At 56.5% G+C, this 23,182-nt stretch carries 27 protein-coding genes; 15 read left to right on the plus strand and 12 right to left on the minus strand.

Features of this window, described 5'->3' with window-relative positions:
• Positions 1-10 precede the first annotated feature (10 nt).
• Genes AC0V6M_RS06170 through AC0V6M_RS06190 form a run of 5 tightly spaced genes read right to left on the minus strand, consistent with a single transcriptional unit; the run spans position 11 to position 4,327 of the window.
• A complete protein-coding gene (locus AC0V6M_RS06170) occupies positions 11-421 on the minus strand; it encodes a DUF2793 domain-containing protein (protein ID WP_486137961.1) in 411 nt (136 codons plus the stop codon).
• A gap of 18 nt (positions 422-439) precedes the next feature.
• Positions 440-2,611, minus strand: a complete 2,172-nt coding sequence (locus AC0V6M_RS06175; RefSeq protein ID WP_486137962.1) for a phage tail protein — start codon at positions 2,609-2,611, stop codon at positions 440-442.
• Positions 2,611-3,033 (minus strand): hypothetical protein, encoded by a 423-nt coding sequence (locus AC0V6M_RS06180; protein WP_486137963.1) that lies wholly within the window; start codon positions 3,031-3,033, stop codon positions 2,611-2,613. Before AC0V6M_RS06180 ends, AC0V6M_RS06175 begins: the two co-directional genes overlap by 1 nt.
• Positions 3,030-3,869, minus strand: coding sequence for a phage BR0599 family protein (locus tag AC0V6M_RS06185; protein ID WP_486137964.1), 840 nt, complete (start codon positions 3,867-3,869; stop codon positions 3,030-3,032). The genes AC0V6M_RS06180 and AC0V6M_RS06185 overlap by 4 nt, the downstream gene beginning before the upstream one ends.
• On the minus strand, positions 3,866-4,327 hold the full coding sequence (locus tag AC0V6M_RS06190) for a hypothetical protein (protein ID WP_486137965.1): 462 nt from the start codon (positions 4,325-4,327) through the stop codon (positions 3,866-3,868). Before AC0V6M_RS06190 ends, AC0V6M_RS06185 begins: the two co-directional genes overlap by 4 nt.
• Before the next feature lie 264 nt (positions 4,328-4,591).
• Here AC0V6M_RS06190 and AC0V6M_RS06195 point away from each other — a divergent pair, with 264 nt between their 5' ends.
• Positions 4,592-5,236 carry a YqaA family protein gene (locus tag AC0V6M_RS06195; protein WP_486139579.1) on the plus strand — a complete coding sequence of 215 codons (645 nt, stop codon included), beginning with the start codon at positions 4,592-4,594 and terminating at the stop codon, positions 5,234-5,236.
• A gap of 3 nt (positions 5,237-5,239) precedes the next feature.
• Here the strand turns inward: AC0V6M_RS06195 and spt are convergent, their stop codons facing one another.
• The 3 genes from spt to AC0V6M_RS06210 form a co-directional block, all read right to left on the minus strand.
• Positions 5,240-6,469: a serine palmitoyltransferase gene (gene spt, locus AC0V6M_RS06200; RefSeq protein ID WP_486137966.1), complete on the minus strand. Its 1,230-nt coding sequence runs from the start codon at positions 6,467-6,469 to the stop codon at positions 5,240-5,242.
• Positions 6,470-6,483: 14 nt separating this feature from the next.
• The gene (locus AC0V6M_RS06205) at positions 6,484-6,726 is read right to left on the minus strand and encodes an acyl carrier protein (protein ID WP_472640382.1); all 243 of its coding nucleotides are present in this window, start codon (positions 6,724-6,726) and stop codon (positions 6,484-6,486) included.
• A 187-nt stretch (positions 6,727-6,913) separates the two neighbouring features.
• Positions 6,914-7,276, minus strand: a complete 363-nt coding sequence (locus tag AC0V6M_RS06210; protein WP_472643588.1) for a response regulator — start codon at positions 7,274-7,276, stop codon at positions 6,914-6,916.
• On the opposite strand from AC0V6M_RS06210, the gene AC0V6M_RS06215 reads away from it, so the two are divergent.
• From AC0V6M_RS06215 to AC0V6M_RS06235, 5 genes are read left to right on the plus strand one after another with little or no spacing between them, the layout of a single operon-like run.
• Positions 7,270-7,617, plus strand: coding sequence for a DUF3572 domain-containing protein (locus tag AC0V6M_RS06215; RefSeq protein WP_486137967.1), 348 nt, complete (start codon positions 7,270-7,272; stop codon positions 7,615-7,617). The genes AC0V6M_RS06210 and AC0V6M_RS06215 overlap by 7 nt on opposite strands.
• Positions 7,614-8,243 carry an HAD family hydrolase gene (locus AC0V6M_RS06220; RefSeq protein ID WP_486137968.1) on the plus strand — a complete coding sequence of 210 codons (630 nt, stop codon included), beginning with the start codon at positions 7,614-7,616 and terminating at the stop codon, positions 8,241-8,243. The genes AC0V6M_RS06215 and AC0V6M_RS06220 overlap by 4 nt, the downstream gene beginning before the upstream one ends.
• Positions 8,240-8,701 carry a RidA family protein gene (locus AC0V6M_RS06225; RefSeq protein ID WP_486137969.1) on the plus strand — a complete coding sequence of 154 codons (462 nt, stop codon included), beginning with the start codon at positions 8,240-8,242 and terminating at the stop codon, positions 8,699-8,701. Before AC0V6M_RS06220 ends, AC0V6M_RS06225 begins: the two co-directional genes overlap by 4 nt.
• Positions 8,694-9,422 carry a glycerophosphodiester phosphodiesterase family protein gene (locus AC0V6M_RS06230; RefSeq protein WP_486137970.1) on the plus strand — a complete coding sequence of 243 codons (729 nt, stop codon included), beginning with the start codon at positions 8,694-8,696 and terminating at the stop codon, positions 9,420-9,422. The genes AC0V6M_RS06225 and AC0V6M_RS06230 overlap by 8 nt, the downstream gene beginning before the upstream one ends.
• Entirely contained in the window at positions 9,419-10,555 is a 1,137-nt protein-coding gene (locus AC0V6M_RS06235) for a GNAT family N-acetyltransferase (protein WP_486137971.1), read from the plus strand. Before AC0V6M_RS06230 ends, AC0V6M_RS06235 begins: the two co-directional genes overlap by 4 nt.
• Here the strand turns inward: AC0V6M_RS06235 and AC0V6M_RS06240 are convergent.
• On the minus strand, positions 10,552-10,881 hold the full coding sequence (locus AC0V6M_RS06240) for an SEL1-like repeat protein (RefSeq protein WP_486137972.1): 330 nt from the start codon (positions 10,879-10,881) through the stop codon (positions 10,552-10,554). The genes AC0V6M_RS06235 and AC0V6M_RS06240 overlap by 4 nt on opposite strands.
• 312 nt (positions 10,882-11,193) lie before the next feature.
• Between AC0V6M_RS06240 and dksA the strand changes: the two genes are divergently transcribed.
• The 4 genes from dksA (at position 11,194) to AC0V6M_RS06260 (ending at position 14,202) form a co-directional block, all read left to right on the plus strand.
• Entirely contained in the window at positions 11,194-11,652 is a 459-nt protein-coding gene (gene dksA, locus AC0V6M_RS06245) for an RNA polymerase-binding protein DksA (RefSeq protein WP_486137973.1), read from the plus strand.
• A 207-nt stretch (positions 11,653-11,859) separates the two neighbouring features.
• Positions 11,860-12,237 carry a PilZ domain-containing protein gene (locus AC0V6M_RS06250; protein ID WP_486137974.1) on the plus strand — a complete coding sequence of 126 codons (378 nt, stop codon included), beginning with the start codon at positions 11,860-11,862 and terminating at the stop codon, positions 12,235-12,237.
• Between the two features lie 138 nt (positions 12,238-12,375).
• Complete coding sequence (locus AC0V6M_RS06255) at positions 12,376-13,767, plus strand: ABC transporter substrate-binding protein (RefSeq protein WP_486137975.1); 1,392 nt, start codon at positions 12,376-12,378, stop codon at positions 13,765-13,767.
• A gap of 18 nt (positions 13,768-13,785) precedes the next feature.
• Positions 13,786-14,202, plus strand: a complete 417-nt coding sequence (locus AC0V6M_RS06260) for a DUF4112 domain-containing protein (protein ID WP_486137976.1) — start codon at positions 13,786-13,788, stop codon at positions 14,200-14,202.
• Positions 14,203-14,238: 36 nt separating this feature from the next.
• Here AC0V6M_RS06260 and AC0V6M_RS06265 read toward each other — a convergent pair whose 3' ends face one another.
• On the minus strand, positions 14,239-14,859 hold the full coding sequence (locus AC0V6M_RS06265; protein ID WP_486137977.1) for an HNH endonuclease: 621 nt from the start codon (positions 14,857-14,859) through the stop codon (positions 14,239-14,241).
• Between the two features lie 133 nt (positions 14,860-14,992).
• On the opposite strand from AC0V6M_RS06265, the gene gluQRS reads away from it, so the two are divergent.
• From gluQRS to AC0V6M_RS06285, 4 genes are read left to right on the plus strand one after another with little or no spacing between them, the layout of a single operon-like run.
• Positions 14,993-15,826 (plus strand): tRNA glutamyl-Q(34) synthetase GluQRS, encoded by an 834-nt coding sequence (gluQRS, locus tag AC0V6M_RS06270; RefSeq protein WP_486137978.1) that lies wholly within the window; start codon positions 14,993-14,995, stop codon positions 15,824-15,826.
• A 9-nt stretch (positions 15,827-15,835) separates the two neighbouring features.
• Positions 15,836-16,066, plus strand: coding sequence for a hypothetical protein (locus tag AC0V6M_RS06275; protein ID WP_472640395.1), 231 nt, complete (start codon positions 15,836-15,838; stop codon positions 16,064-16,066).
• A gap of 24 nt (positions 16,067-16,090) precedes the next feature.
• Positions 16,091-16,666 (plus strand): cob(I)yrinic acid a,c-diamide adenosyltransferase, encoded by a 576-nt coding sequence (locus tag AC0V6M_RS06280; protein ID WP_486137979.1) that lies wholly within the window; start codon positions 16,091-16,093, stop codon positions 16,664-16,666.
• A gap of 58 nt (positions 16,667-16,724) precedes the next feature.
• Positions 16,725-17,594 carry a 3-hydroxyacyl-CoA dehydrogenase NAD-binding domain-containing protein gene (locus AC0V6M_RS06285; protein ID WP_486137980.1) on the plus strand — a complete coding sequence of 290 codons (870 nt, stop codon included), beginning with the start codon at positions 16,725-16,727 and terminating at the stop codon, positions 17,592-17,594.
• Positions 17,595-17,693: 99 nt separating this feature from the next.
• Here the strand turns inward: AC0V6M_RS06285 and AC0V6M_RS06290 are convergent, their stop codons facing one another.
• Positions 17,694-18,089 (minus strand): hypothetical protein, encoded by a 396-nt coding sequence (locus AC0V6M_RS06290; RefSeq protein WP_486137981.1) that lies wholly within the window; start codon positions 18,087-18,089, stop codon positions 17,694-17,696.
• Positions 18,090-18,116: 27 nt separating this feature from the next.
• Positions 18,117-20,753: a DNA mismatch repair protein MutS gene (mutS, locus tag AC0V6M_RS06295; RefSeq protein WP_486137982.1), complete on the minus strand. Its 2,637-nt coding sequence runs from the start codon at positions 20,751-20,753 to the stop codon at positions 18,117-18,119.
• Positions 20,754-20,870: 117 nt separating this feature from the next.
• Here mutS and AC0V6M_RS06300 point away from each other — a divergent pair, with 117 nt between their 5' ends.
• The gene (locus AC0V6M_RS06300) at positions 20,871-23,132 is read left to right on the plus strand and encodes an NADP-dependent malic enzyme (RefSeq protein ID WP_486137983.1); all 2,262 of its coding nucleotides are present in this window, start codon (positions 20,871-20,873) and stop codon (positions 23,130-23,132) included.
• The last annotated feature ends 50 nt before the right edge of the window (positions 23,133-23,182 follow it).

Consider the following 23,182-nt stretch of genomic DNA (forward strand, 5'->3'; position numbering starts at 1 on the left):
ATCGACGATCTCAGCGAGCATGATCTCGTGCTTCTGCGTCTACAACGCTCCCATTTTCGGGGAGGAGCGGTTCGGTCGCGCTCGCCCAAACAGACGAGAAGAACATGATTTGGCTCGTATCTTGATTGAACACCATCATGCCGGGCACTGCTGGCGCAAAATGCCAAGAATTATTCAGGAAAATAGCCAAACTATTATCTTCGCCGCTCCATTCACTTGAACCAGCACCGACCACATAGATGTCGCCTGTACTAGGTGTGGTTGGAGGCGTATCTTGAACGCCGAGAACTGTTTTCGGCAATAGGCTATCAATCAAAGAGAACGCTTCGTTGACGAAGAATTCCTTTTGCGCTTGACCTGAGAAGAGCAAGGGCAATGAGTAATTTGAGGTCGTTGCCGGAAAAGAAGCGGCTGTCGGCATAGTAGGACTCCATCAATTTTAGGAAAGTGTTGCCAGATGGATTGCTGGCGAGCTTGAAAACGTTCCGACTTGTTTGACCCAAAGTTCCTGCGGACCGAAATTTGCCAGCAGATCGCTTCGCTCGGCTTCGGAAAAACTCATCTCAGCCTCAGTCGTTTCCCGAGAAAGAAATGGATCGTCAGTTGGGCCAAATCCAACAATATAAGCCTCTCGTTCTTCGATGAGTGCAGTGTCGATCAAATCCTCCCACAGCCACTGGCCGCGAGCGCGCCGTGTCCAGCAAAAATGCCAAGTCCCGTCCGCTAATATGGATCGGCGAGGGTGGACAGGCGTCAATGGGCGTCTTGAAAGCCCTGCATTAGAAAGATCCGCAATTACTGGCTCGTCGTCGCCTAGACCAATCGCAGCTATTCTAGTGCTGGCATTCGATGGGACATCCGAAGGCCTAAGCGCGGTTAGCCGGTCATCAAGCAAAGCCACTGGAGTGCCTGACACGTGACCATTTTGCGCAGCCGCCTCAGTTCCCCCTCTGCCTCGCAATAGCCCTGAGAGCATCCATCTTCCTGGACTCACAGCATCGGCGGACAGGAATTGTACGACTTCATCACCAACGAGAACGCGGTTCTCGCCAAGCGCCAACCCTGCAATTGTGGTTTCAGAGAAAGACAGATCATCATCGGGAAGCTCAATTAGCATTGATGAACCGGCTTCGAAATGGGTGGCGTTGGATGGTCCGAGGTCTGCCACAATGGTCCCTGAAACAGCACGCTGTGATCCTGTTGAGCCTATTGGAACAAGGCCTCCTGCGCGCTCAACGTATAAGGCTGCACCCTTCCAGCTTGAAGTTGCTGATGAGGCCGCCGCGAGTATCATCGGTTCGGAAGAAGAGCCCGTTCCCTCGGAGGGCACTTCAAACAGGGTCAGCAGCGTCGGGCCAACCAGTTCATCATCTGGCGTGTTCGCTGCGCCAGCATCTGACGAAACGTTTCCAGTTAGTCCTGGCGCAAGTCTCTCCAAATTCAGTTCAATGCCGCGATCGAGCCATTCCCAACCTTTGACAAGCCAGCGTCCAGGCATATCGGGAATTTTCACAAGTGATCCTGGTTCGAGCTCAGGATCAAGATCAGCCGTGCGCCAAGTAATCTGTTCGTGTTGCCATCTAACCCGGTTGGCATTCATATTCGCGAGCTCGCGCGCGCCGTCTGCTTGCATGGTCGCTGGAATGTCGATCATTGCTTCGCGGCCACTCGGTCTTGAGCCTATCGCCCGTTGTACACCGGGCTGGTAGTCGCGGTTTTCGTCATAATAGCGCAGCGCAAACGGTTCTTGCTCAAACCTCTCGGCTCTTCGCCTGTTTCGCTGCTCTTCTTCGCCATGGCTCACTTCTGCAGGAAGGGCGAGAAGCGCCAGTTCGGAACTGCCCACTTGGGCGAGGCTCAATCCGCTGTACTTCGTTACACAAGAAAGGGGAAAAATCCGGTTCAGCGCCGATAGAGATGATGTCAGGGGTCCTCCTTCGTCGGCAAACCCGCGCAAATTAGGCAGGGTTTGAGTGGAGCCGTCAGGGATCGACTGAGGGACAATGTCATTCAGTGCAACGGACGTAGGGCTCTCTGCCATGATCTCAAAAGTGAGCGCCGGAATACGATTGCCAAAGTCAGCCAATTGCAGGTCTTCAAAGACTACGTAAGCGCAGTCTCGAAAAGCTGGGGCGGAACCGCCCTTGTCAGCCGCAATGATAGGGTCGACGGGATCATCCCCGTGGCCATCATAGAACCTGAGGATACCCTCAGTTTTCAAGTCCCCGGATGCGCCTCTTAGTAACTCACCATCCGCCCAGATCCGTCCAAGTGTGGAAACCGGTAAGCTGCTCAGGGCCACCGCAAACGAGGCAGAATAGCTGTAGGTTTTGGTTGAAGGCTGCCCCTTGCCTCCGCCGCTTTTCTCAGAACTTTCAATCAAGTCGGTGGACCAAATCACCGTTCCCGGCACTCGCATGCGCCCGAAGACTCGAGCAATCGGCTGTCCATAGCTTGAGGTGGTCACTGAGAGTTCTTTGAGACGAGCTCCCTCGACTGTTCCAGAACCAAATATTGCTTGGTCGGCTTGCTGACCGATCAGAGCGCCTATTGCGCCACCAACCGGACCACCAATAGCCGTTCCCACTGCCGTGAGGAGAAGCGTTGCCATCAGGTTTTTCCTTGGGTTTCAGGTTCAAGTCGCCAGTGCTTGATGAGCGAAATGCTCACTGGTGCGGGCTCGCGAATTACGCGCTGGAGGCCGATGTGAGCATGAATGAAGCTTGCTGAATGCTCAGCAATCATAATGTGGAACTGACTGGGAGACGGGCTGACAAGAAGGACATCGCCCGCTTCGATGGTGCCGCAGGTCTCGCTGAAGCCTGATAAGGATGCACAGGCTAGCCAAGGGTCGGCGCTTTCATTGCGCAGTTTGTAGCCGATAGGAAGCTGGTGATTTACACCCGCTTTGCGCAAGCTGCAGCCCAATAGGCCAATGCAGTCCATACCGCTTGCCGGGTCGCGTCCGTGAAGCCGAAAGGGCGCGCCCACGAAAGATGCAGCCGCTTCAGCAAGTAGAAGCGCGCGTGTCATTCGGTCGGTTTGCCATAGCGCGACAAGAGATCGTTACCTGGCAGAAAGGGCTCACCGCGAAAGTTAGCCGCATTGTTAAAGCGTCCAGCGCATGTTGCTAGAGTGTGGTCGCACCCCTCGAGCAATTCTGCGCGTGTGCCCAACTGAGTGCCCTCGGAAAGGGAACGATCCAGGATGAGGCCTTGAGGATCCGCGCTTACAATTCCGAAGGTTAGCCCGGTTTGAGGTCCAGCCAAGAACCGTAGCTTTCCATCTATGTAGAGATCGTGGCTAAGGCCATCGAAGGAAACGCGATTGGCGTCAAAGTCGATTTGCGAGACTTCTTGAACGCTGGTTAGTCCGAACGCAGACAAGGTGCATCCAGGCCCGCAGAATTCCGCGCGGCACGCATGGGTGTGCTGAGGACCTCTTAGTAATTCCGGTTCCGCAGCTGAGAAAAGCTGCGCTTGCGCTCCGTTGGGAAAGCGCAGCCGCCTTAGTGACGGTTCAAAAATTGGCCTGCGCTCTGGCGGGCAGCAGGCCATAATTCCGCTTTCTCCCTCAACCATGACTGAGCGCGCTTCGGCCAGCGAAGACGAGATCAATGCGATCCGCGCCTGAGGATTACCTTCAGCGATTGATCGCACCCATTCCGAACCAGCGCGGGTCTTGCCAAAACCGCGTCCAGCCAGGATCAGCCAGATGCGCCACTCACCTTCCGGCGGCAATTGCGCAAGCCGCGCAAAAAACCCCCAGTGATAGTCAAATTCTGCGCGTTCTTGAGCGTTGAGTACGCGGCTCAATTCTTCGCGCACCATGGCCGGCGCATTCGCCAGCCAATCATGTCGCTCGATCACGAATTTTTCGCTTCTCGGGCCCGCTCCTGCTGTATTCTGTGCCGGATCTCCTCCACCTTGCGATCAATCGATCCGCGAATTTCCGCAGCGCTTACATTGCGCTGTTCCGCTTGCGCTCTGGCGGCGTTGTCGCGGTGTGCGTTCAGCAGGCGAATGGCATTGGCGAAGTCGTACTTTGACGCATCATCTGTTTGCAGATCGCCTTCACGCAGGCGGCGAAGGACTTCCATTTCCAAATGTTCATACCCTTCCCACAAAGCGGCGAGCCAGCGCCGGGCAAACTCGGGCTCGTTGGCACGGGCACGGTAGACATAGCTGTTTGATACGCCCGCAAACTCAGCAGAGCGGCTGACGTTTGAGGATTGCGCGAGGCACTCAATAAATCGGTCGCGCCAGCGCGAGTTTATCCGCGGGCGTTTTTCGTGGTCGGAATGATCCGACCGTGAATTGTCTGGCATCTTTGGTCTCCGCTCGGCCCGGCTGAAGCTGAAACGCCAGGGGGACCGAAATAGGAAAGTCGCGGGAGCGGGTCTGAGGTTTGTCTCAGCCCCTCGTTTCGACTCACACTATCGCGATGTTGATTTCTTCTAACCAATGATCGTGACAATGTCAATATAAAAGTACCAAATAGGTTATTTAATCTCAGTTGCGTCCCGTCTAGGGCGCGGCTAAGCGCTGGTAATCAATCGGGCGCGAACTGGCGAAAGACACCCAAGCTCATGATGAAATTGCTGCGCGGTCTCTACAATTGGACCATGGACAAGGCCGCTCACCCTAACGCGGTGTGGTGGCTGGCTTTCTTCTGCTTTATCGAATCGAGCTTCTTCCCCATTCCGCCGCACCCCCTGCTTGGCCTGATGTGTCTTGCTGAGCCAAAGAAAGCGATCCGCTTTGCGGTCGTGGCAACGGTGTCATCGGTGCTTGGCGGGCTGTTCGGCTATGCGATCGGATACTTTCTTTACGACGCCGTGGGCTCGTGGGTGATCGGTGTGCTCGGCCTTACCGAGAGCTTCCCAGTCGCCGCTTGCTACATTCGCGAGCAGGGCGGCCTGGCCGTCTTCTTTGCCGCTGGCACGCCGGTCCCGTTCAAATTGATGACAATCACAGCGGGCTTTATCGAGATGAACCTTATGACGTTCACGCTCGCTGCCATCGCTGGGCGCGCGCTCATCTTTATGATCGTCGGTGTGCTGTTCCAACTGTTCGGCGCGCCGATCAAGGCGGTCATCGACAAATACCTTGGCTGGGTCACCACGGCCTTCGTCATTCTGGTGGTCGGCGGCTTCGTGGTGTTCACGCAGCTCGCGGGCAGCGACAACGAAGGCGAAGTGAACGCCTGTGACAACGCAACCGAAGTGCGTGCTTAGTGCTCAGATAATGCCCATTGCCTTGCCAGCGCGTTCGAACATTCCGAGGATGGTTTCGACTTCCTCCGCTGAATGCTCAGCGCATAGCGAGCAGCGCAGCAATGTCATATTCGCCGGTGTTGCCGGTGGGCGCGCCAGATTGACGTAGAGCCCCTCTTTCAGCAGCGCCTCCCACATAGCCGCACCACGCTCCAGATCGGGCATGATGACGGCCACGATTGCGCTTTGTGGCTCACTGGTCCCAAGCTCAAAGCCGAGCTCGGTCAGACCTCGATGAAGCCGTTTGGAGTTTTCCCAAAGGTGCGCGCGTTTGTTCGCGCCATGCATCAATTTGCGAATAGAGGTCGCAGCCGTTGCTACTACGCTGGGCGGCAGGCTGGCGGTGAAGACATAGGGGCGGCAGACAAGCCGCATGATGTCGAATTTGGGGTGGTTGGACACGCAGAACCCGCCAACTGTCCCAACGCTTTTCGAGAAAGTGCCGATGACAAAATCAACGTCGTCGATCACGCCTTGCTCTTCGCACACGCCGCGGCCGTTCTCGCCAATAAAGCCCATCGAATGCGCTTCGTCGACCAGCACCATCGCGCCATATTTCTTCGCGATCGCAACCATTTCTTTAAGCGGGGCAACGTCGCCCAGCATCGAATAGACGCCTTCAAGGATAACGAGCTTGCCAGCGCCTTCTGGAATGCGGCGCAGGCGTTTTTCCATCGCTTCGACATCATTATGTTTGAACGGAACAACCTCTGCATTGCCCATCGCGCAGCCATCCCAAATCGAGGCGTGGCTATCGATATCAAGGACGATGTAGTCGCCTTTACCGGCAAGAGTAGCGATGATTCCGAGATTGGCCTGATAGCCAGTTGAGAAAACCATCGCGTGATCCATTGCGTAAAATTCGCGCAATGCATCTTCGCATTCCCGGTGCCCTTGATAGGTGCCATTGAGAACGCGGCTGCCGGTGGTGCCTGAGCCGTAATCGGACAAGGCCTGCTTGCCTGCATCGATCACATCCGGATCGAACGTCATGCCCATGTAATTGTAAGTGCCGAGCAAGATCGTCTCGCGCCCATTGCAGATCGCAGTGGTTGGCGAGAGAACATTTTCCATAACGAGATTGAAGGGGTCTTCAATACCGCTCGCGAGCAGCGTTTCGCGCGTTTGGATGAGGTCGTCGAACTTGGACAGCAGATCGCCTGTTGGCGCGATATCGGTAAGGGTCTCAGTCATGGGCAAGGCCTATATCAGCTATCCTGCATTTTGTGCACAGCAGCGACCAGCTGACCGTAATTTTCGATTTCGGCCTGTTGGTTCATGCTGATGATGATGTCGAATTCGTCTTCAATCTCAGCGACGAAATCCATCACGGTCAGGCTGTCGAATTCCAGATCACCAGCAAATGTGGTTGCGTCTTCAATAGTAACGCCCTTTTTGTTGAAGGGCTCAATCAAAGCGCGGATACGCTCATCAACTGCGGCAGAATCCATGGTGTTGGCGCTCACTTTCTCGGTGCAATTTCAGCTTCAAAAACGAAGTCTAGAGGTATTTGGAATCGCAGACCAGCCCATATGAAACCATTTTTGGGGGGCAAACGGCTCAAATCATTGCCTCTTTACGGCCATTTGGCCTTCAATTTCGAGAATTCAAGCTGAAGCCGAAGCCTGCGTTTCGGCTCTAAACCAGAGCTTTGACAGCATTCATAAACGGCATGATCGAAACTGGTTTAGCCAGATAACCTGCGGCGCCTGCCGAGCGGATCCGCTCCTCGTCACCCTTTCCGGCAAAGGCCGTTACCGCCAGAACCGGGATCTCGCACAGCGAGGTGTCACGCTTGGCCGCCTCAATCAGATCCACACCGGAAATGCCGGGCAGCTGAATATCCATAATGATCAGATCAGGAGCGGTTCCGCGCGCCATTTCAAGCACCTGATCACCATCCGCGACAGGCTCGACTTCAAAGCCGTTTGCCTTCAACACGTCGCAGAACAGTTTTCGATTGAGGTCATTATCCTCGACAACCAAGATTCGCTTTGCCACTGACCGATGCTCCCCCGAAGTGGGCTGATTACCCCGACAATGAGGTTACGACAATTCAAAATCCAAATATTCACGATGCCGGAGCGCAGCAGCTCAGCCCGCAAACCCTCGCCTTGGCAGTGCTGGGGTGGGTGTTGGAGGATGGTGAACGCGCGGAGCGCTACCTCGATTTGACCGGGCTTGATGCGGATAGTTTGCGCGGCGGTTTGAACGATCCGACGGTCCTTGCCTCGGTCTTTGATTTTCTCGCGAACCACGAACCGGACCTGATCAGAGCGGCTGAAGCGCTCGCAGTGACGCCTGAAGAACTTATCGCTGCACGCCAGGAGCTTGCATCATGAGCAGGCCTCTCATTATCAGCGATTGTGACGAAGTCATCCTGCACATGGTCGCCCCATTCAAGCAGTGGCTGGAGAGCAGCCAAGGCGTGGATTTTGAGCTGGAGGGCAACAGCTTCGCGACCGCTTTGCGTTGGCAGGACAGTAGAGATGTGCTGGACCAAAAAGACATCTGGCGGTTTCTTGGCAGCTTTTTCGACACCGAAATGGACAGTCAAATGCCGATTGCAGGTGCGGTCGAGGGCCTCAACCACTTGTCAGAGCAAGCTGACGTAGTGATCCTGACTAATCTGGTCGATGAGCGGCGCGATGACCGCGCTCAGCAATTGGCGGCGCACGGTCTCAATGCCCGCGTGTTTACCAATCAGGGCCCGAAAGGCCCAGCGCTACAATCCATCTTGGAGGAATATTCGCCGAGCCGGGCGATTTTCATTGATGACTTGGCGCAGCATCACGCATCTGCATCAGAAGTGGTGCCGGACACTGTGCGATTGCACTTGTGCGGGGAGCCTATGATCGCTCCGCACATCGATTGCGCGCACAAGGCGGGTCACGCCAATGCAAGGATCGATGAGTGGTCGCGTGCGTTACCGTGGTTGTTAGAGCGTTTGGAAGAGGAAGCACGATGAGTATCGAAGCCCGCCTGAAGGAACTTGGTATCACTTTGCCAGAGGCCGCTGCGCCTGTTGCGAGCTATGTTCCAGTCGTGTTGCAGAATGGGTTTGCGCATGTCTCTGGCCAATTGCCTTTTATTGAGGGACAGCTTGCAACTGGTCGGTTGGGCGATGATGTTTCGCTTGAAGATGGCCAGGCCGCTGCGCGAGCCTGTGGGTTGATGATTTTGGCGCAGCTGAAAACTGCTGGGATCGATCTCGACCGCGTGATGCGGGTCGTAAAGCTCGGCGCGTTTGTCAATTGCACGCCGGAATACACAGACCAACCGAAGGTTGCCAATGGCGCTTCGGATTTGATGCAAGAGGTGTTTGGCGACATTGGCCGCCACGCACGTGCTGCCGTCGGCGTGCCAGCCCTGCCGCTAGGCGCTGCGGTTGAGGTGGACGCGATTATCGCCATTGCCAGTGAGTGAGCGCCGCGCTCCGCATTGGCTGACCGAGTGGGCCTATGCCCACCGCGGACTGCATGGGCCAGGTGTCCCTGAGAATTCGGTCGCCGCAGCAGAGGCCGCCATCGCAGCGGGCATGGGCATTGAATGCGATATCCAGCGCAGCTGTGACAATGAGCCAATTGTTTTCCATGATTGGGAGCTTGCCCGGCTGACAGACCAAGATGGCAAAACAGGTGCGCTCAATATGGGCGAGTTCGCTCAGCTGCGCTTGTTAGGGACAGGGGAGCATCCCGTCCCGCTAGCTCAGTTTCTTGAGATCATTGGCGGCAAAGTGCCGCTGCTGATTGAGGTAAAATCAAAGTCTGGGTATGATGTGGGTCTGACCTGCGAATGTGTCAGGGCTGCACTGGCAGATTATAGGGGCGATCATGCGGTCATGAGTTTTGATCCGCGCGCCCTGCAATGGTTCGCCGAACGTGATCCTCACAGAACCCGAGGCTTGGTCTGCACAGACACGCTGGACCTCGGATTTCTCGGTGTGTGGCGGCAACCCGGCGCGCTTGAGCAAGCTCAGCCAGATTTTCTCGCGATGGATATTCGCGACCTTCCCAATGCGCTGTGCGAAATTTGGCGTGCGGCGCAGCGGCCACTGCTCAGCTGGACCATTCGCAGCAAGGAATTGCGCGAGCGATCGCTAGGGCTGATCGATGCGCCGATTGCTGAAGGTGAGGGGATCGCGTGAGCGGCGATGAGCTGACTGTGCGTTTAGCGCCAAGCGTTGGCTCATTCGATGCGGCCGAATGGAATGCGCTCAATCTAAGCGGAAACCCTTTCGTCAGCTATGAATTTCTGACCGCGATGGAGGATTCCGGCAGCGTGGGTGAAGGCACGGGCTGGGACCCAGTGCCAATCGCTATAACTGGCGAGAATGGCAAACTGCTCGCCGCTATGCCGAGCTATGCCAAAGGGCACAGCCAGGGCGAATATGTGTTCGACCACTCGTGGGCCGACGCTTATCAGCGCGCCGGTGGGCGCTATTACCCGAAGCTTCAGATCGCCTCGCCGTTTACTCCTGCGACCGGTCCGCGCTTGCTGCTGTCCGATCCGTCATTGGCGCTGCACCTGCTTAAGGGCGCAGAATTGGTATGCGAGCAAAACGGGCTTTCATCAGCGCACGCGACCTTCATCGATGAGACGCAAATGCCGTTGTTCGAGGATGCCGGCTGGTTGAAGCGAAGTGATCTGCAATTTCATTGGATCAACCGCGGCTACAGTACTTTTGATGATTTTCTGGATGCTCTCTCGTCCCGCAAGCGCAAAAACTTGCGCAAAGAGCGGGCGGCGGCGCAGAAAGACCTCCAAATCTCTCGCCTTTCGGGAGACGACATAAAGGCGGAACATTGGGACGCGTTCTGGGTGTTCTACCAAGACACCGGCGCGCGCAAATGGGGGACGCCCTATCTGGCCCGCGAAGCATTCACGTTGCTGCAGGAGCGGATGGGCGACAGCCTGGTCATGATCCTCGCTTTGGACGAGGGGATGCCGATTGCAGGCGCGCTTAATTTCATCGGCCAGGATGCGCTTTATGGCCGATATTGGGGATGCGCGCGCGATGTGCGCTTCCTGCACTTTGAGCTGTGCTACTACCAAGCCATTGAGATTGCGATCGAACGCGGTCTGGACCGGGTAGAAGCTGGCGCGCAAGGCGGCCACAAGCTCGCCCGTGGTTATGAGCCCGTGCAAACTTGGTCGGCGCATTGGATTGCCGACCCCGGTTTTCGTGACGCGGTCGCGGACTTCCTGGAGCGCGAGCGCGATGGCGTGGCGACCGACCAAGTCCTTTTGGACAGGCGTACGCCCTTCAAGCAGAATTAGGCAGCTTGGCGGCGAGTTTCAGAAAGCCATTGGCGCGCGCGGCGCTGAGCTTCTGCGATTTCGCGAGCGGTCATCTCATCAGAAATGTCAGCGCGGCACCAAGCCGCCTCTTCGTGACCCTGCGCAGCGGCAAGGTTAAACCATTTGTGCGCCTCGATGAGGTCGCATTCGGCGCCATTGCTGCCGGTTGAAAAAGACACGCCTAGGTCAAAGTGCGCTGAAATGTCGCCCTGAGATGCTGCTGCCAGATATTCGGCAAGGATTTCATTGTTCAGGTCTGTGCCCAGTTCGGTGGCTTTGCCGCCAGTGATTGGTTTAAGTTCCATTGTTTGGTTACCCCGTTAATCACGAAACCAACGCCCCCCGGCTGGTTCGCTAACCAAGTCCTCGCTCCTCGTGGTCAACAATTGGTTAACGGCGACGTTAATTTTTGTGATTGAGCAACTCAAAGTGCGCGAGATCCAGAACTTTTTGGCTTCGTGATGACACTGGGTTGGGCAAAGCCGCTTGTGCGTCTCAGACTGCAAGCCTATAGGCGCGCACAATGCGTAGACTCAGGGGGCCTGCGAAGCGTTTGGAATTTCCGCGCTAAGCGAATTGGATAGTCTCGCCGAATGCGATTGGGGTAAGAGGACCACATGGCCACTGCGTCGACTGACGATATCGATATTCTAGCCAAAGCGAAGAGTATGCTCAAGGCGGGCTATGTGCCTACCGATGACGAAGAGTATATGAACGAGCAGCAGCAGAACTATTTCCGCATGCTCCTGCTTGAGTGGAAACGATCAATCCGCGATGCGGCTGATCAAACGCTCCAATCCTTGCAAGACGGCCCGATCAGAGAAGCCGATCTGAATGATCGCGCATCGAGCGAGACCGATTGGGGCATTGAGCTGCGCACTCGCGACCGTCAACGAAAGCTCGTGGCCAAGATTGAATCCGCCTTGCGCCGCATCGACGAGGGCGAATATGGCTATTGCGAGGTGACCGGTGATCCGATCGGTTTGAAGCGGCTGATCGCACGGCCAGTCGCAACCATGACCGTTGAGGCGCAAGAAGCGCATGAACGCAAAGAGAAAATCTCACGCGACGACTGATCAACCAAGCTAACGAACAGCTTGGAATAAGTGCCAGATTGGGACGCGTCCGTTTTCAAGGCTGCTCCTGCGCGCATGTTAAACAATCATTAGGCACCGCGGCATAGCCCGTAGGCTCGATAGATAAATCCCTGTGCGCTATCTTGGCGTGCTGGGGCTGATGAAGATGGCAGTTTTGTTTGTGGTGGGCACAGGAGACTTCTTGGAATGACTGGTGTTGAAACTAGGAGCGTGTCGCGAGACAGTCTCTTTCTGCTCGCCGGTATTCGTGTTGAACAAGCCGGGGATACACACCGCGTGCGCGTGCGCAATCTGTCGGATGGCGGCATGATGGGCGAAGGCAATCTGCGCGTTCAGCCTGGCAACCGGCTGGATATTGAACTGAAGAATATCGGTTCAGTGGCGGGAACCGTTGCTTGGGTCCAAGACGACCGCTTCGGTATTGCCTTCGATGACGAGATTGATTCTCAGTCCGCTCGTAAGCCAGCCAATGGCGACGCTCAATCAGACGGAGCCGGTTTGAGCACTGCTCACACGCGTAAGGGGCCTGCGGCGCCTGATCCACGGGATTTTCGTAAGGTTTGAGGATTTCAGTCAGCTTCAACGCTGACCGGATGGAAACAACCTGATAGGCTCGCGGCAATTATGCGAGTCTTGCTGCTTTTACCTTTCTTTTTTGCGCTTTTTGCCTGTGGTCCGTCAGCGGACGACGGGCCTGTAAAAGTGGTGATCATCGGCGAGCCAGAGAGCCTGTTGGAGCAAGGTGTCCGCCTGTCGCCTGCAGCGCAGCATTTGCGCGCGTCAACCCATGAAGGCTTGGTTGCCCTCGACCCAACTGGTCAAATTCTCCCGGCCATAGCAGAGCGCTGGATCGTCACTGACGACGGATTGAGCTATATTTTCCGCTTGAGAGGAGCGACCTGGCCCGATGGCGAGACGGTTACAGCGCAGGATATCAGGCTGCAGCTGCGCGATCTCATGCGCCGCCTCGAGGGTACTTCTCTTGGCCTCGACCTGGCGAAAGTCACCGAGATCCGGGCTATGACAGGCCGGGTGATCGAAGTACGATTGAGCAGCCCCATGCCGGAGTTTCTCAGGCTTATGGCTCAGCCCGAGCTTGGCTTTGTGCGCGACAATAGCGGTATGGGACCGATGATTGTCTCGAGCGACGAAGAGACCCCGCTGCTGGCCCGTTTGAACGCTCTGCCGCCTCAGGAGCGGGGCCTGCCTGCACGTCAGGATTGGGAAGAAAACGCACGGCCAATCCTCGTCCGCGCGATGCTGGAGGAGCGTGCGGTAGCTGCTTTCTCCAATGGCGATGTCGACATTTTGCTAAATGGTCAATTGGTTAGCTTTCCATTGGCGCAGCTTGGCCCGCTGTCGCGCGGCAACATTCAGGTTGATCCGGCAGCCGGTTTGTTCGGGTTTGCGATCCGCAATGACGATGGCGTCTTGGCAACGCCTGCCTTACGAGAAGCTCTGTCGATGTCGATTGATCGCGATGCGCTGATCGAGCCGTTCAGTCTGGGCGGATGGCAATCGACCAGCCGGGTTGTGCCATTGGACCTGCTGGAGGCCGTCACCGCCGGCGATGAGCGCTGGCAAGACCTCTCGCTCGCTCAGCGCCGCAGTGTTGCGTCGCGCCGGATTACCAGTTGGGAAACCGAGAATGGAACGGAGGCTGTCCTGAGAGTTGGGCTACCCCAGGGGCCGGGCGGTGATTTGTTGTTTAACCAATTGGCGGCGGATTGGGAAACAGTGGGCCTTCGGCTGATAATGATGGAACCTGGCACAGGCGCAGACCTAGAGTTGCGAGACCGGCTGGCGCGCTATTCCTCGCCGCGCTGGTATCTTAATCAGTTCAACTGCGAGCTTGAAATCGGGCTTTGCTCCGAGGCAGCCGACCAATTGGTCGCGCAGTCTCTGACCGCGCGCGACCCGCGCGAAAAGGCTCTGTTGTTGGCGCAAGCGCACGCGACCATGGTGGCAGAAGAGGTGTTTATTCCGCTTGGCGTGCCCGTGCGTTGGTCCTTGGTACGGGGCACCGTCAACGCCTATCAACCCAACCAATGGGGCGTGCACCCCTTGTTCCCGCTCTCACAACCCACCATTTAGGTGGTAAGGAGAGACACTATGGATGGGCCTGAACGACCACAGGCGATGAATTTCGCCCTACCAACTGGCACGGATCCCGATTCCGTGCGCCAACGCGTGGTCGCGATGGAAAACCTTCTGGAGCGCACTTTTCACGTGCCAGGCGTTAATATGCCCATTGGGCTCGACGCGCTGGTAGGGTTGATCCCAGTGGTTGGCGATCTCGTCACCACGGCGCTTGGTGCTTACATAATTTGGGAAGCGCGCAACCTGAAAATCCCCAAGTGGAAGCTTTGGCGCATGGGCGCGAATGTCGCATTCGATACCGCTATTGGCTTGTTGCCAGTGGTCGGGGACGCGGCCGATTTCCTCTACCGCTCGAACTCGAAAAACCTTCGCATCATTATCAAGCACCTTGATACGCATCACCCAGAGACCCGGGTGATTGAGGGCTAACAGAAGATAGCGTGATTTGAGTGTTGGATGGGCCCGTTAGGCCTCTAGTTCGATATCCCAATAGAGCCAATCCCGCCACGTCTCATGGAGATAATTTGGCGGGAACATTTTGCCATATTGCTGCAAATGCCAGCTGGTCGGGCGAATTGGCTTCATCATCAGGCTCATATGCGCCTGCGTAGGCGTGCGGCCGCCTTTCTTCATATTGCACGGCGCACAAGCAGTGGTGATGTTCTCCCACGTCGTCTTTCCGCCTAGCCGACGCGGGATAACATGATCGAACGTCAGATTCTGTCCGGTCCCCTGGCCCTGCCCACAATATTGGCACTGAAACCGGTCGCGCAGGAACAGATTGAACCGTGTGAAGGCGGGAAACTCGCTTTGTTTCACATATTGCCTGAGCGCGATGACGCTCGGGATTTTCATATCCAGCGAGGGGGAATGAACCTCGCGGTCGTAGCTCGCGACAATATCTACCCGGTCGAGAAACACCGCTTTGATCGCTGTTTGCCACGGCCACAGACTTAAAGGGTAATAGGACAGCGGGGTGTAATCCGCGTTCAGCACGAGCGCCGGACATGCCGACGGATTGCATGTCGGGTCTTCATCGACGCTGCGAAACCGCGCCACTCGCTCCATCAATTCGGCTTTGAACACGTTTGTGATCCTTTCCGATTGCCATGAGAATGCCGTGGCAGGCGAAAGAGTCAAACCCATGACGTGCCGGGTTTCCACAAGGATTTTGAGTGGCCTCGCGCTTCTGCCGCCACTGTGGCAGTGAATTGCCGCGATGATTGTCACACGATTTGCCCCTAGCCCCAATGGGCACTTGCACCTTGGCCATGCCTATTCTGCGATCACCGCGCATGATTTGGCAAAGAACGCCGGGGGGACATTTCTGTTGAGGATTGAGGATATCGACGGTGCTCGGTCGCGGCCAGAGCTGGCGGATGAGTTTCGCCGTGATCTCGAATGGCTTGGGCTGGAATGGCAGGAGGTGACGGCGCAATCGCAGCGGATTGAAAGCTATCAAGTCGCCGCAAAGAAATTGAAAGACGCAGGGCTGCTCTACCCGTGCACATGCACCCGATCAGAGATACAGCGCGCCCAGCAGGCGGCCGGGATCGAAAGCGGCCTTTATCCCGGAACGTGCAAAGGTCGAGACGATCTCGATTTGGAGAAGCCGCATTGCCTGCGGCTCGATCTGGACAAAGCAATGGCGAGCGCCTGCGAATTGATCTGGACGGATGAATATGCCGGATCAGTGATCGCCGATCCGCGCGATTTTGGTGATGTCGTGATCATGCGCAAGGATGAGCCTGCAAGCTATCATTTGGCCGCGACTTTGGATGATGCAGCGGACGGGGTTACTTTGGTAACGCGCGGCTCTGATCTCTTTTCAGCGACGCATATTCATCGCCTGTTGCAAGAGGTTCTGGGCCTGCCAGTGCCGCATTGGCATCATCACCAGCTCCTGCTCGACGACCAAGGCAGAAAGCTTGCGAAACGGCGCCGTTCGCCTTCGCTTGCCGACATGCGAGAGCAGGGCGAGGATGGTCTCTTGCTGGCAGAGCAATTGCAGTTGCAACGTTTGCCGGGTGGTATCTCACTGGAAAGCGCCTAAATACTGAGCATGACATATTTTCTTATAGCTGTTCTGGCCGTTCTCAGTGTTCTGGTGCTTGTCTCACTTGTTCGCGGTATTATCGCTTTCCTGAAGACGACAAAGATCGACCTGGAAACGGGTGAGGGCGAAACCGCCACCGATATGCAATTGCTCCAGAACAAAGCGATGTTTGCGCGGATCAAATATCAAGCGCTTGCGATCTTGGTCGTGGCGATCATTTTGGTTGTGGCCCGTTAGGCCAATCGAGGGACGCCAACAGACGTGGTAAAACTCAATAAGATTTACACCCGCACTGGGGACGATGGCACCACCGGTCTAGTTGACGGCTCGCGTGCGGCAAAGCACTCAGCGAGAATCTCGGCCGTAGGACGCGTGGATGAAGCCAACAGTGCAATAGGGCTTGCGGCATGCCATTTGGCTGAGGGAGTGCATAAGCGGCTTCTCACACGAGTTCAGAACGATCTATTTGATCTTGGCGCCGATCTAGCCACTCCAAGCGAAGATGGTGATTTCACGCCGTCAGAAATGGTGCTGCGGATTGTTCCTGCTCAAGTGACATGGCTGGAGGATCAGATTGATGCTCTCAACGAAGAGCTTGAGCCGTTGACCAGCTTCGTGCTGCCCGGTGGTGGCGAAGCCGCCGCGCGCACTCACGTCGCCCGGGCCTCGGCTCGTGCGGCCGAGCGAGCGATGACCCGGCTATCAGAGCATGATGCTGTGAACCCATCAGCGCTAGCCTACATTAACCGCCTGTCCGACTGTCTGTTTGTGCTCGCCCGTGTGCTCAACGACAATGGCCGCGCCGATGTAAAGTGGGTACCAGGAGCGAATCGCTAGCCAAGCGGGATTTGCACCGCTAACACCCGCCCTTTGCTGCACTTGCGAAGGGAAATTCATGCGAACGATAGCGGTTATTGGAGCCGGGCAAATGGGCACTGGCATTGCTCAGACTATCGCTCAGCGTGGAATACCTGTGATGCTGTCTGACGTGGATTTAGCCCGCGCAGAAGTTGGTAAAGCCTCGATTGAGAAGGCTCTTGTAAAGCTGGTCGGACGGGGAAAGATCGAAGCGGACGCAGCCGAGGCCTTGCTCACCAAGGTTACGCCAATTGGCGAGTATGGGCCTATGGTCGAAGCGGGCCTGATTATTGAGGCCGCGACTGAGCAAGAGGCGATCAAACAAGCCATCTTTGAACGGGCCGGCAAAGTCCTCGCAAATGATGCGATTATGGCGAGCAACACCAGTTCTATCCCCATCACGCGCATGGCTAACTTCTCGCCTGATCCAGCGCGGTTTATCGGGCTGCATTTCTTCAACCCTGTACCGGTAATGGGCCTGATTGAGGTTATCCCGGGCCTTGCAACCTCTCAGGACACTACCGATCAAATCACGGCATTTGCCAAAGGTTTAGGCAAGGAAGTGGTTCTGAGCCAGGACGAGCCAGGCTTCGTCGTCAACCGCATTCTACTTCCCATGATCAATGAAGCGGTGTTTGTTCTGGGTCAGTCAACAGCCGGCATTGAAGACATCGACAAAGGGTGCCGCTTAGGGCTCAATCACCCCATGGGTCCGTTGCAACTTGCAGACTTTGTTGGGCTCGATACCTGTCTTGATATCATCAAGGTGCTCTACAAGACGACGCGCGATACGAAATATCGGCCTGCGCCGTTGCTCGTGAAATATGTCGAGGCAGGTTGGCTGGGCCGCAAGACCGGTCGCGGTTTCTATGATTACTCAGGTGAGGCACCGGTCCCCACGCGATAAAATGGATATCACCTAATACCGTCAAAAATGATGACGGTGGCGGCATGCATTGGGCGTCGTGTGCAAGTCAGGAGACCGCGCCGTAATATAGCTGCTGAGCTATTCGGTAATCTCTTGAATATTTTGAACTTCTTCAATGCGAACGGTGCTGCTATTGCCAATAGAGCTCGATGGCCTAGCTGGGCTTGACTGAGTGTTTGCATCCGCGCCGCTCGCTGGAAGAGAGGGGGCAGGTGATGGATCAAAACCGCTAGCGTTATCGATTAGCTCTGCGTCAGAGGCAAAATCGCCGATTACCGGCTGTTCGCTCGAAACTGGATTGGATGCCTGCCGACGGATAGGCGCTGCCGGCGAGTCTGAACTCTCCACGCTTTGCGAGCCATCCTTTTCGGGTGTTTTGGTGTTCGTCGAGAGTGAGCTGCCAAAAATCGCTACTCCGCCTACGATGATCGCGGCGAAAGCAAGGACGGGTTTGTAGTTATCAAGTATAGCCATAACCCACCCAGAGATACTCGAGCTTGGTTAAGGTTTGGTAGACGCTAAATCGCGCTTCAAATTATATAGAAAATCAAGCGCTTCCCGGGGTGACAAAGCATCAAGATCTGCGCCTTCCAATTTCTCTTTCAAGATGTCGCCAGGTTCAAGCTCTTCGGATTTGTCGGCCAGAGCCGCATTGGTGAACAATGGCAGTTCGCCTAGGCCAGCGGCTATGCCCCCCGTTTCTGCCCGGGCCGCCTCCAGTTTTTGTAGCACTTGCTTGGCTCGCTTCACTACTGGCGCAGGGACGCCGGCCAGTTTGGCGACGGCAAGCCCGTAAGAGCGGTCGGCCGGACCTTCAGATACCTCATGGAGCAGCACCAGATCACCCTTCCATTCCCGCGCTTTCACATGGTGTAAGGACAAGGCTTCACAGCTGTCGGCGAGCCGAGCGAGCTCGTGATAATGGGTTGCGAATAAGCAGCGACAAGCGATCTTGGAATGCACCGCCTCGACGACTGACCATGCAAGAGCCAAACCATCGTAGGTCGACGTTCCGCGGCCCACCTCATCCAGAATAACAAAGCTGCGCTCGGTCGCTTGCGACAGGATTGCGGCGGTTTCGACCATCTCGACCATAAACGTAGAGCGGCCGCGCGCGAGATTGTCTGACGCCCCGACGCGGCTAAAGAGCCGATCCACCAGGCCGATGGTTGTTGACTGTGCTGGAACATAGCCGCCAGCCTGCGCCATCAGGACAATCAGGGCGTTTTGCCTCAGGAAAGTGGATTTGCCGCCCATATTCGGTCCGCCAATCAGCCACAGGCGGTCTTGCTGCGCCAGATTGCAATCGTTCGCGACGAAGCGGTCGTTGGTCTTGGTCAAAGCGGCTTCAACCACAGGGTGGCGGCCAGCTTTGATCGAAAGTTCGGTCGTATCGACGATTTCAGGCTTGCACCAATCGCCCTCCGCTGCACGCTCCGCCTGACCGGCTGCTACATCAATCCGGGCCAGCGCTGCCGCTGTTTGCGCAATCGCTTGTTGCGAGGCGATCACTGCACCGGTTAGCTCTTCAAAATGCGCTTCTTCAGCGGTTAATGCACGGCCCCCAGCCTCAGCAATCCGGGTTGCTTCCTCGTGGAGAGACACCGAGTTGAACCGCACGGCACCTTTCATTGTTTGGCGATGGGTAAAGCCGCTGTCCTGCTCCATCAAAGCGTCGCCATGTCGGCTGGGTACCTCAATGAAATAGCCAAGCACCCCGTTGTGCTTGATCTTGAGCGAGGCAATTCCGGTCTCTTCGCGGTATCGTGCTTCCATTGCGGCAATTGCCTTGCGCGCATTGCCAGAGACTTGTCGCAGCTCGTCCAATCCGGCGTCATAGCCATCAGCGATATATCCACCTCCAGACCGCTCTGTCGGAGGGGCGGCGACGAGCGCATTGGTCAGCAAATCGACCAAGGCGCTGTGGCCAGTCAAGTTCGGCATAAGCTGCTTCAGCAGGTTCGGGTGATCGCTTTGCCTTGCGAGCGTTTCGTGAAGCAGCCGGGCATCTCTCAGGCCATCGCGCACCTGGCCCAAATCTCGCGGACTTCCGCGGCCAGCCACCACCCGGCCCAGAGCGCGGCCAATATCGGGTAGGGCGCGCAGAGCCTCGCGTAGGTCCGCGCGGTCAATCGGCTGGCTGTGCCAAAACTGAACCAGGGACAGGCGCTCTTCAATCGCCGATTGATCAAGCAATGGTGAGCCTAAGTCTTCTGCCAATTGCCGAGCGCCAGCTCCAGTTACGCAGCGATCTATTGCGGCGATCAGGCTGCCGCTGCGTGAGCCATCCTGAGACTGCAGGATTTCGAGGCTCGCACGGGTCGCCTCGTCCATCACCATGCCTTCAGCACCGCGCCGTGAGACTGGCGGAAGGAGCATAGGCAGATTGCCGCGGCCGACATGTTCAAGATAGCTGATCAGACCGGCTGCCGCGGCCAGCATAGCGCGCGAGAAGTCGCCGAACCCATCCAGTGTTGCAACGCCGTGAAGTTTGCGCAGCCGCTCCGAGCCATCGTCGCTTGAAAAATCACCTTTTGGGCGAGGCGTGATTTCATCCGGGCCGTGCGCCCAGTCTTCCGGCGTAACAATTTCGTTCGCGCCAAGGCGGGCCAAATGCGCGCCGAGCATATCCGGTGTGCATTCCTCCAGCACCACGATCCCGGTGGAGATGTCGCAGCCGGCCAAGCCAATCGCGCCCCGGACATCCGCTAGAGCAACGAGCAGATTGGCATTGCGTGGTTCCAGCAAGGCTTCTTCGGTCAGCGTACCGGCAGTCACAAACCGGACAATGTCGCGTTTAACGAGCGCTTTGGAGGAAGGAGTGCCTTCCTTCTTAGCCCGAATTTTGGCCTCTTCTGGCGTTTCCACCTGCTCTGCAATCGCGACCCGGCAACCGCCTTTGATTAGGCGTGCCAGATAGCTGTCGGCAGAGTGTACCGGAACGCCGCACATCGGCACTGGCTCGCCGTCATGTTCTCCGCGTGTGGTGAGGGCGATATCGAGGATTGCGGATGCAGTCTTGGCGTCATCAAAGAACAGCTCGAAAAAATCGCCCATCCGATAGAACAGCAAGCAGTCTCCCGCCTCTTGTTTGAGGGCGAGGAATTGCTCCATCATTGGTGTCGTTTTTCCGGCCATTCGTAAGGCCTAGCTACCCCTTAAGCGATTCGGAACGGTCCCTAGGTCCCTTTCCCCTATCGTTTGCATCTTTAGGTCGCTAAGCGCTGGGTAGAAATCGATTTGGGAGACCTCCAGATGGCCGATGACCGGCAAGTCACATTCACGACCCGCGAAGCCCTGTTTTATCACGAGACAATCCGCCCGGGCAAAATTGAAATTGTGGCGTCAAAGCCGATGGCATCGCAGCGTGATCTCAGTCTCGCTTATTCGCCAGGCGTTGCTGCGCCGGTTGAGGCGATTGCGGCTGATCCCAGCCTCGCGGCCCGCTACACAGCTCGGTCAAACCTGGTCGCAGTCATTTCAAACGGCACCGCAATCCTTGGGCTTGGCAACCTTGGCGCGTTGGCTTCCAAGCCGGTGATGGAGGGCAAGGCTGTGCTCTTCAAACGTTTTGCGGATGTGGATTCGATTGATATCGAACTCGCGACCGAAGATCCTCAGGCGTTCATTGATGCCGTTGCGTTGATGGAACCTACTTTTGGCGGGATCAATCTGGAAGATATCAAGGCGCCTGAGTGCTTTATCATCGAGCAGGCGCTGCGCGAGCGGATGAACATCCCGGTGATGCATGATGACCAGCACGGCACCGCGATTATCACCGCCGCTGGCTTGCTCAACGCTTGCCATTTGACCGACCGAGACGTGAAAGACGTAAAGATCGTCGTCAATGGCGCCGGGGCCGCGGCGATTGCTTGCACCGCGCTGATGAAGGCAATGGGTGTTGCGCATGAGAATGTAATCATGTGCGACCGCACTGGTCCGATCACGCCTGGGCGTGAAAATGTGGATCAGTGGAAGAGCGCACACGCGGTTGAGACAGGTGCGACCAATTTGGAAGAGGCCTTGGTCGGAGCCGACATTTTCCTCGGCCTATCGGCCGCTGGCGCTTTGAAGCCGGAATGGGTGAAGAAGATGGCGGACAAACCCATCATTTTCGCTATGGCCAATCCCGTTCCAGAAATCATGCCCGATGAGGCGCAGGCCGTGCGCCCTGACGCGATCATTGCCACGGGCCGGTCAGACTTTCCAAACCAAGTGAACAATGTGCTGGGTTTCCCCTTCATTTTTCGCGGCGCCCTCGATGTGCAGGCGACCACAATCAACGAGGAAATGAAAATCGCTGCGGCCAATGCGATTGCTGAGCTGGCTCGTAAGCAAGTGCCTGAAGAGGTCTCTAGCGCCTATGGCAAGAACCAGAAGTTCGGCAAAGACTACATCATCCCTGCGCCATTTGATCCGCGTCTGATTGAGGTGGTCTCCTCCGCTGTCGCAAAGGCCGCAATGGATTCCGGCGTCGCGCAGGCTAAGATTGAAGATCTAGACGCCTATCGCCATGCGCTGAAGTCACGCCTTAACCCCACAACCGCAGTCCTCACAGGAACCTATAACGAGGCGAAAGCCAATCCAAAGCGGATGGTGTTCGCCGAGGCGGAAGAGGATGTGGTTCTGCGCGCGGCGATTCAGTTCCGCGATTTCGGATATGGCACCCCGGTTTTGGTGGGCCGTACAAAAGCGGTGATCGACAAGCTGCATCAATTGTCAGTGTCTGATCCCGGCAGTTTTGAAATACAGAACTCTGCTACGTCGGAACATGTGCCGGCGATGGTGGACTATCTCTACAAACGCTTGCAGCGCAAAGGCTACACAGAGCGTGACGTGCGCCGGATGGTCAACCAAGAGCGCAATGTCTTTGCGGCTCTATTGGTTGCACTTGGCCACGGGGATGGAGTGATTTCTGGTCTGACCCGAACATTCGCTCAGACGGCCCGCGAAGTGAACCTGGTGCTCGATAAAAAGCCGGGTGCATTGCCGTTTGGCGTGCACATGATGATCGGCAAGAACCACACGACGTTCCTCGCCGACACAACCATCAATGAGCGACCTGGCGCGGAAGAATTGGCGCATATCGCCAAGGAAACGGCCGCAGTGGCGCGGCGCATGGGGCATGAGCCCCGGGTCGCTTTCCTTTCCTACTCGACGTTCGGGAACCCGTCGGGCCAATGGTTAGGCAGTATTCGCGAAGCTGTTGCTATTCTCGACAGAGAAGACCCCGGCTTTGAATATGAGGGCGAGATGGCGCCGGATGCAGCGCTTAATCCGAAGGTTATGGAGCTCTATCCGTTCAGCCGCCTGTCTGCACCTGCCAATGTGCTGATCATGCCGGGCCTGCAATCAGCCAATCTCTCCGCCAAATTGCTCAGAGAGCTGGCTGGGAATGACACGATTGGGCCAATGCTGATCGGTATGGAAAAGCCGGTGCAGATCGTGCCGATGACCGCCATTGCCCCGGATGTTCTGACCTTAGCTGTACTCGCGAGTGCTGGCGTGGTGGGCTAGGACCATTCCTGACTCTTATGCCGATTCCGATATTCTCACTTCAGTGTTGG

This window comes from Erythrobacter sp. JB3-1 (assembly GCF_057364995.1).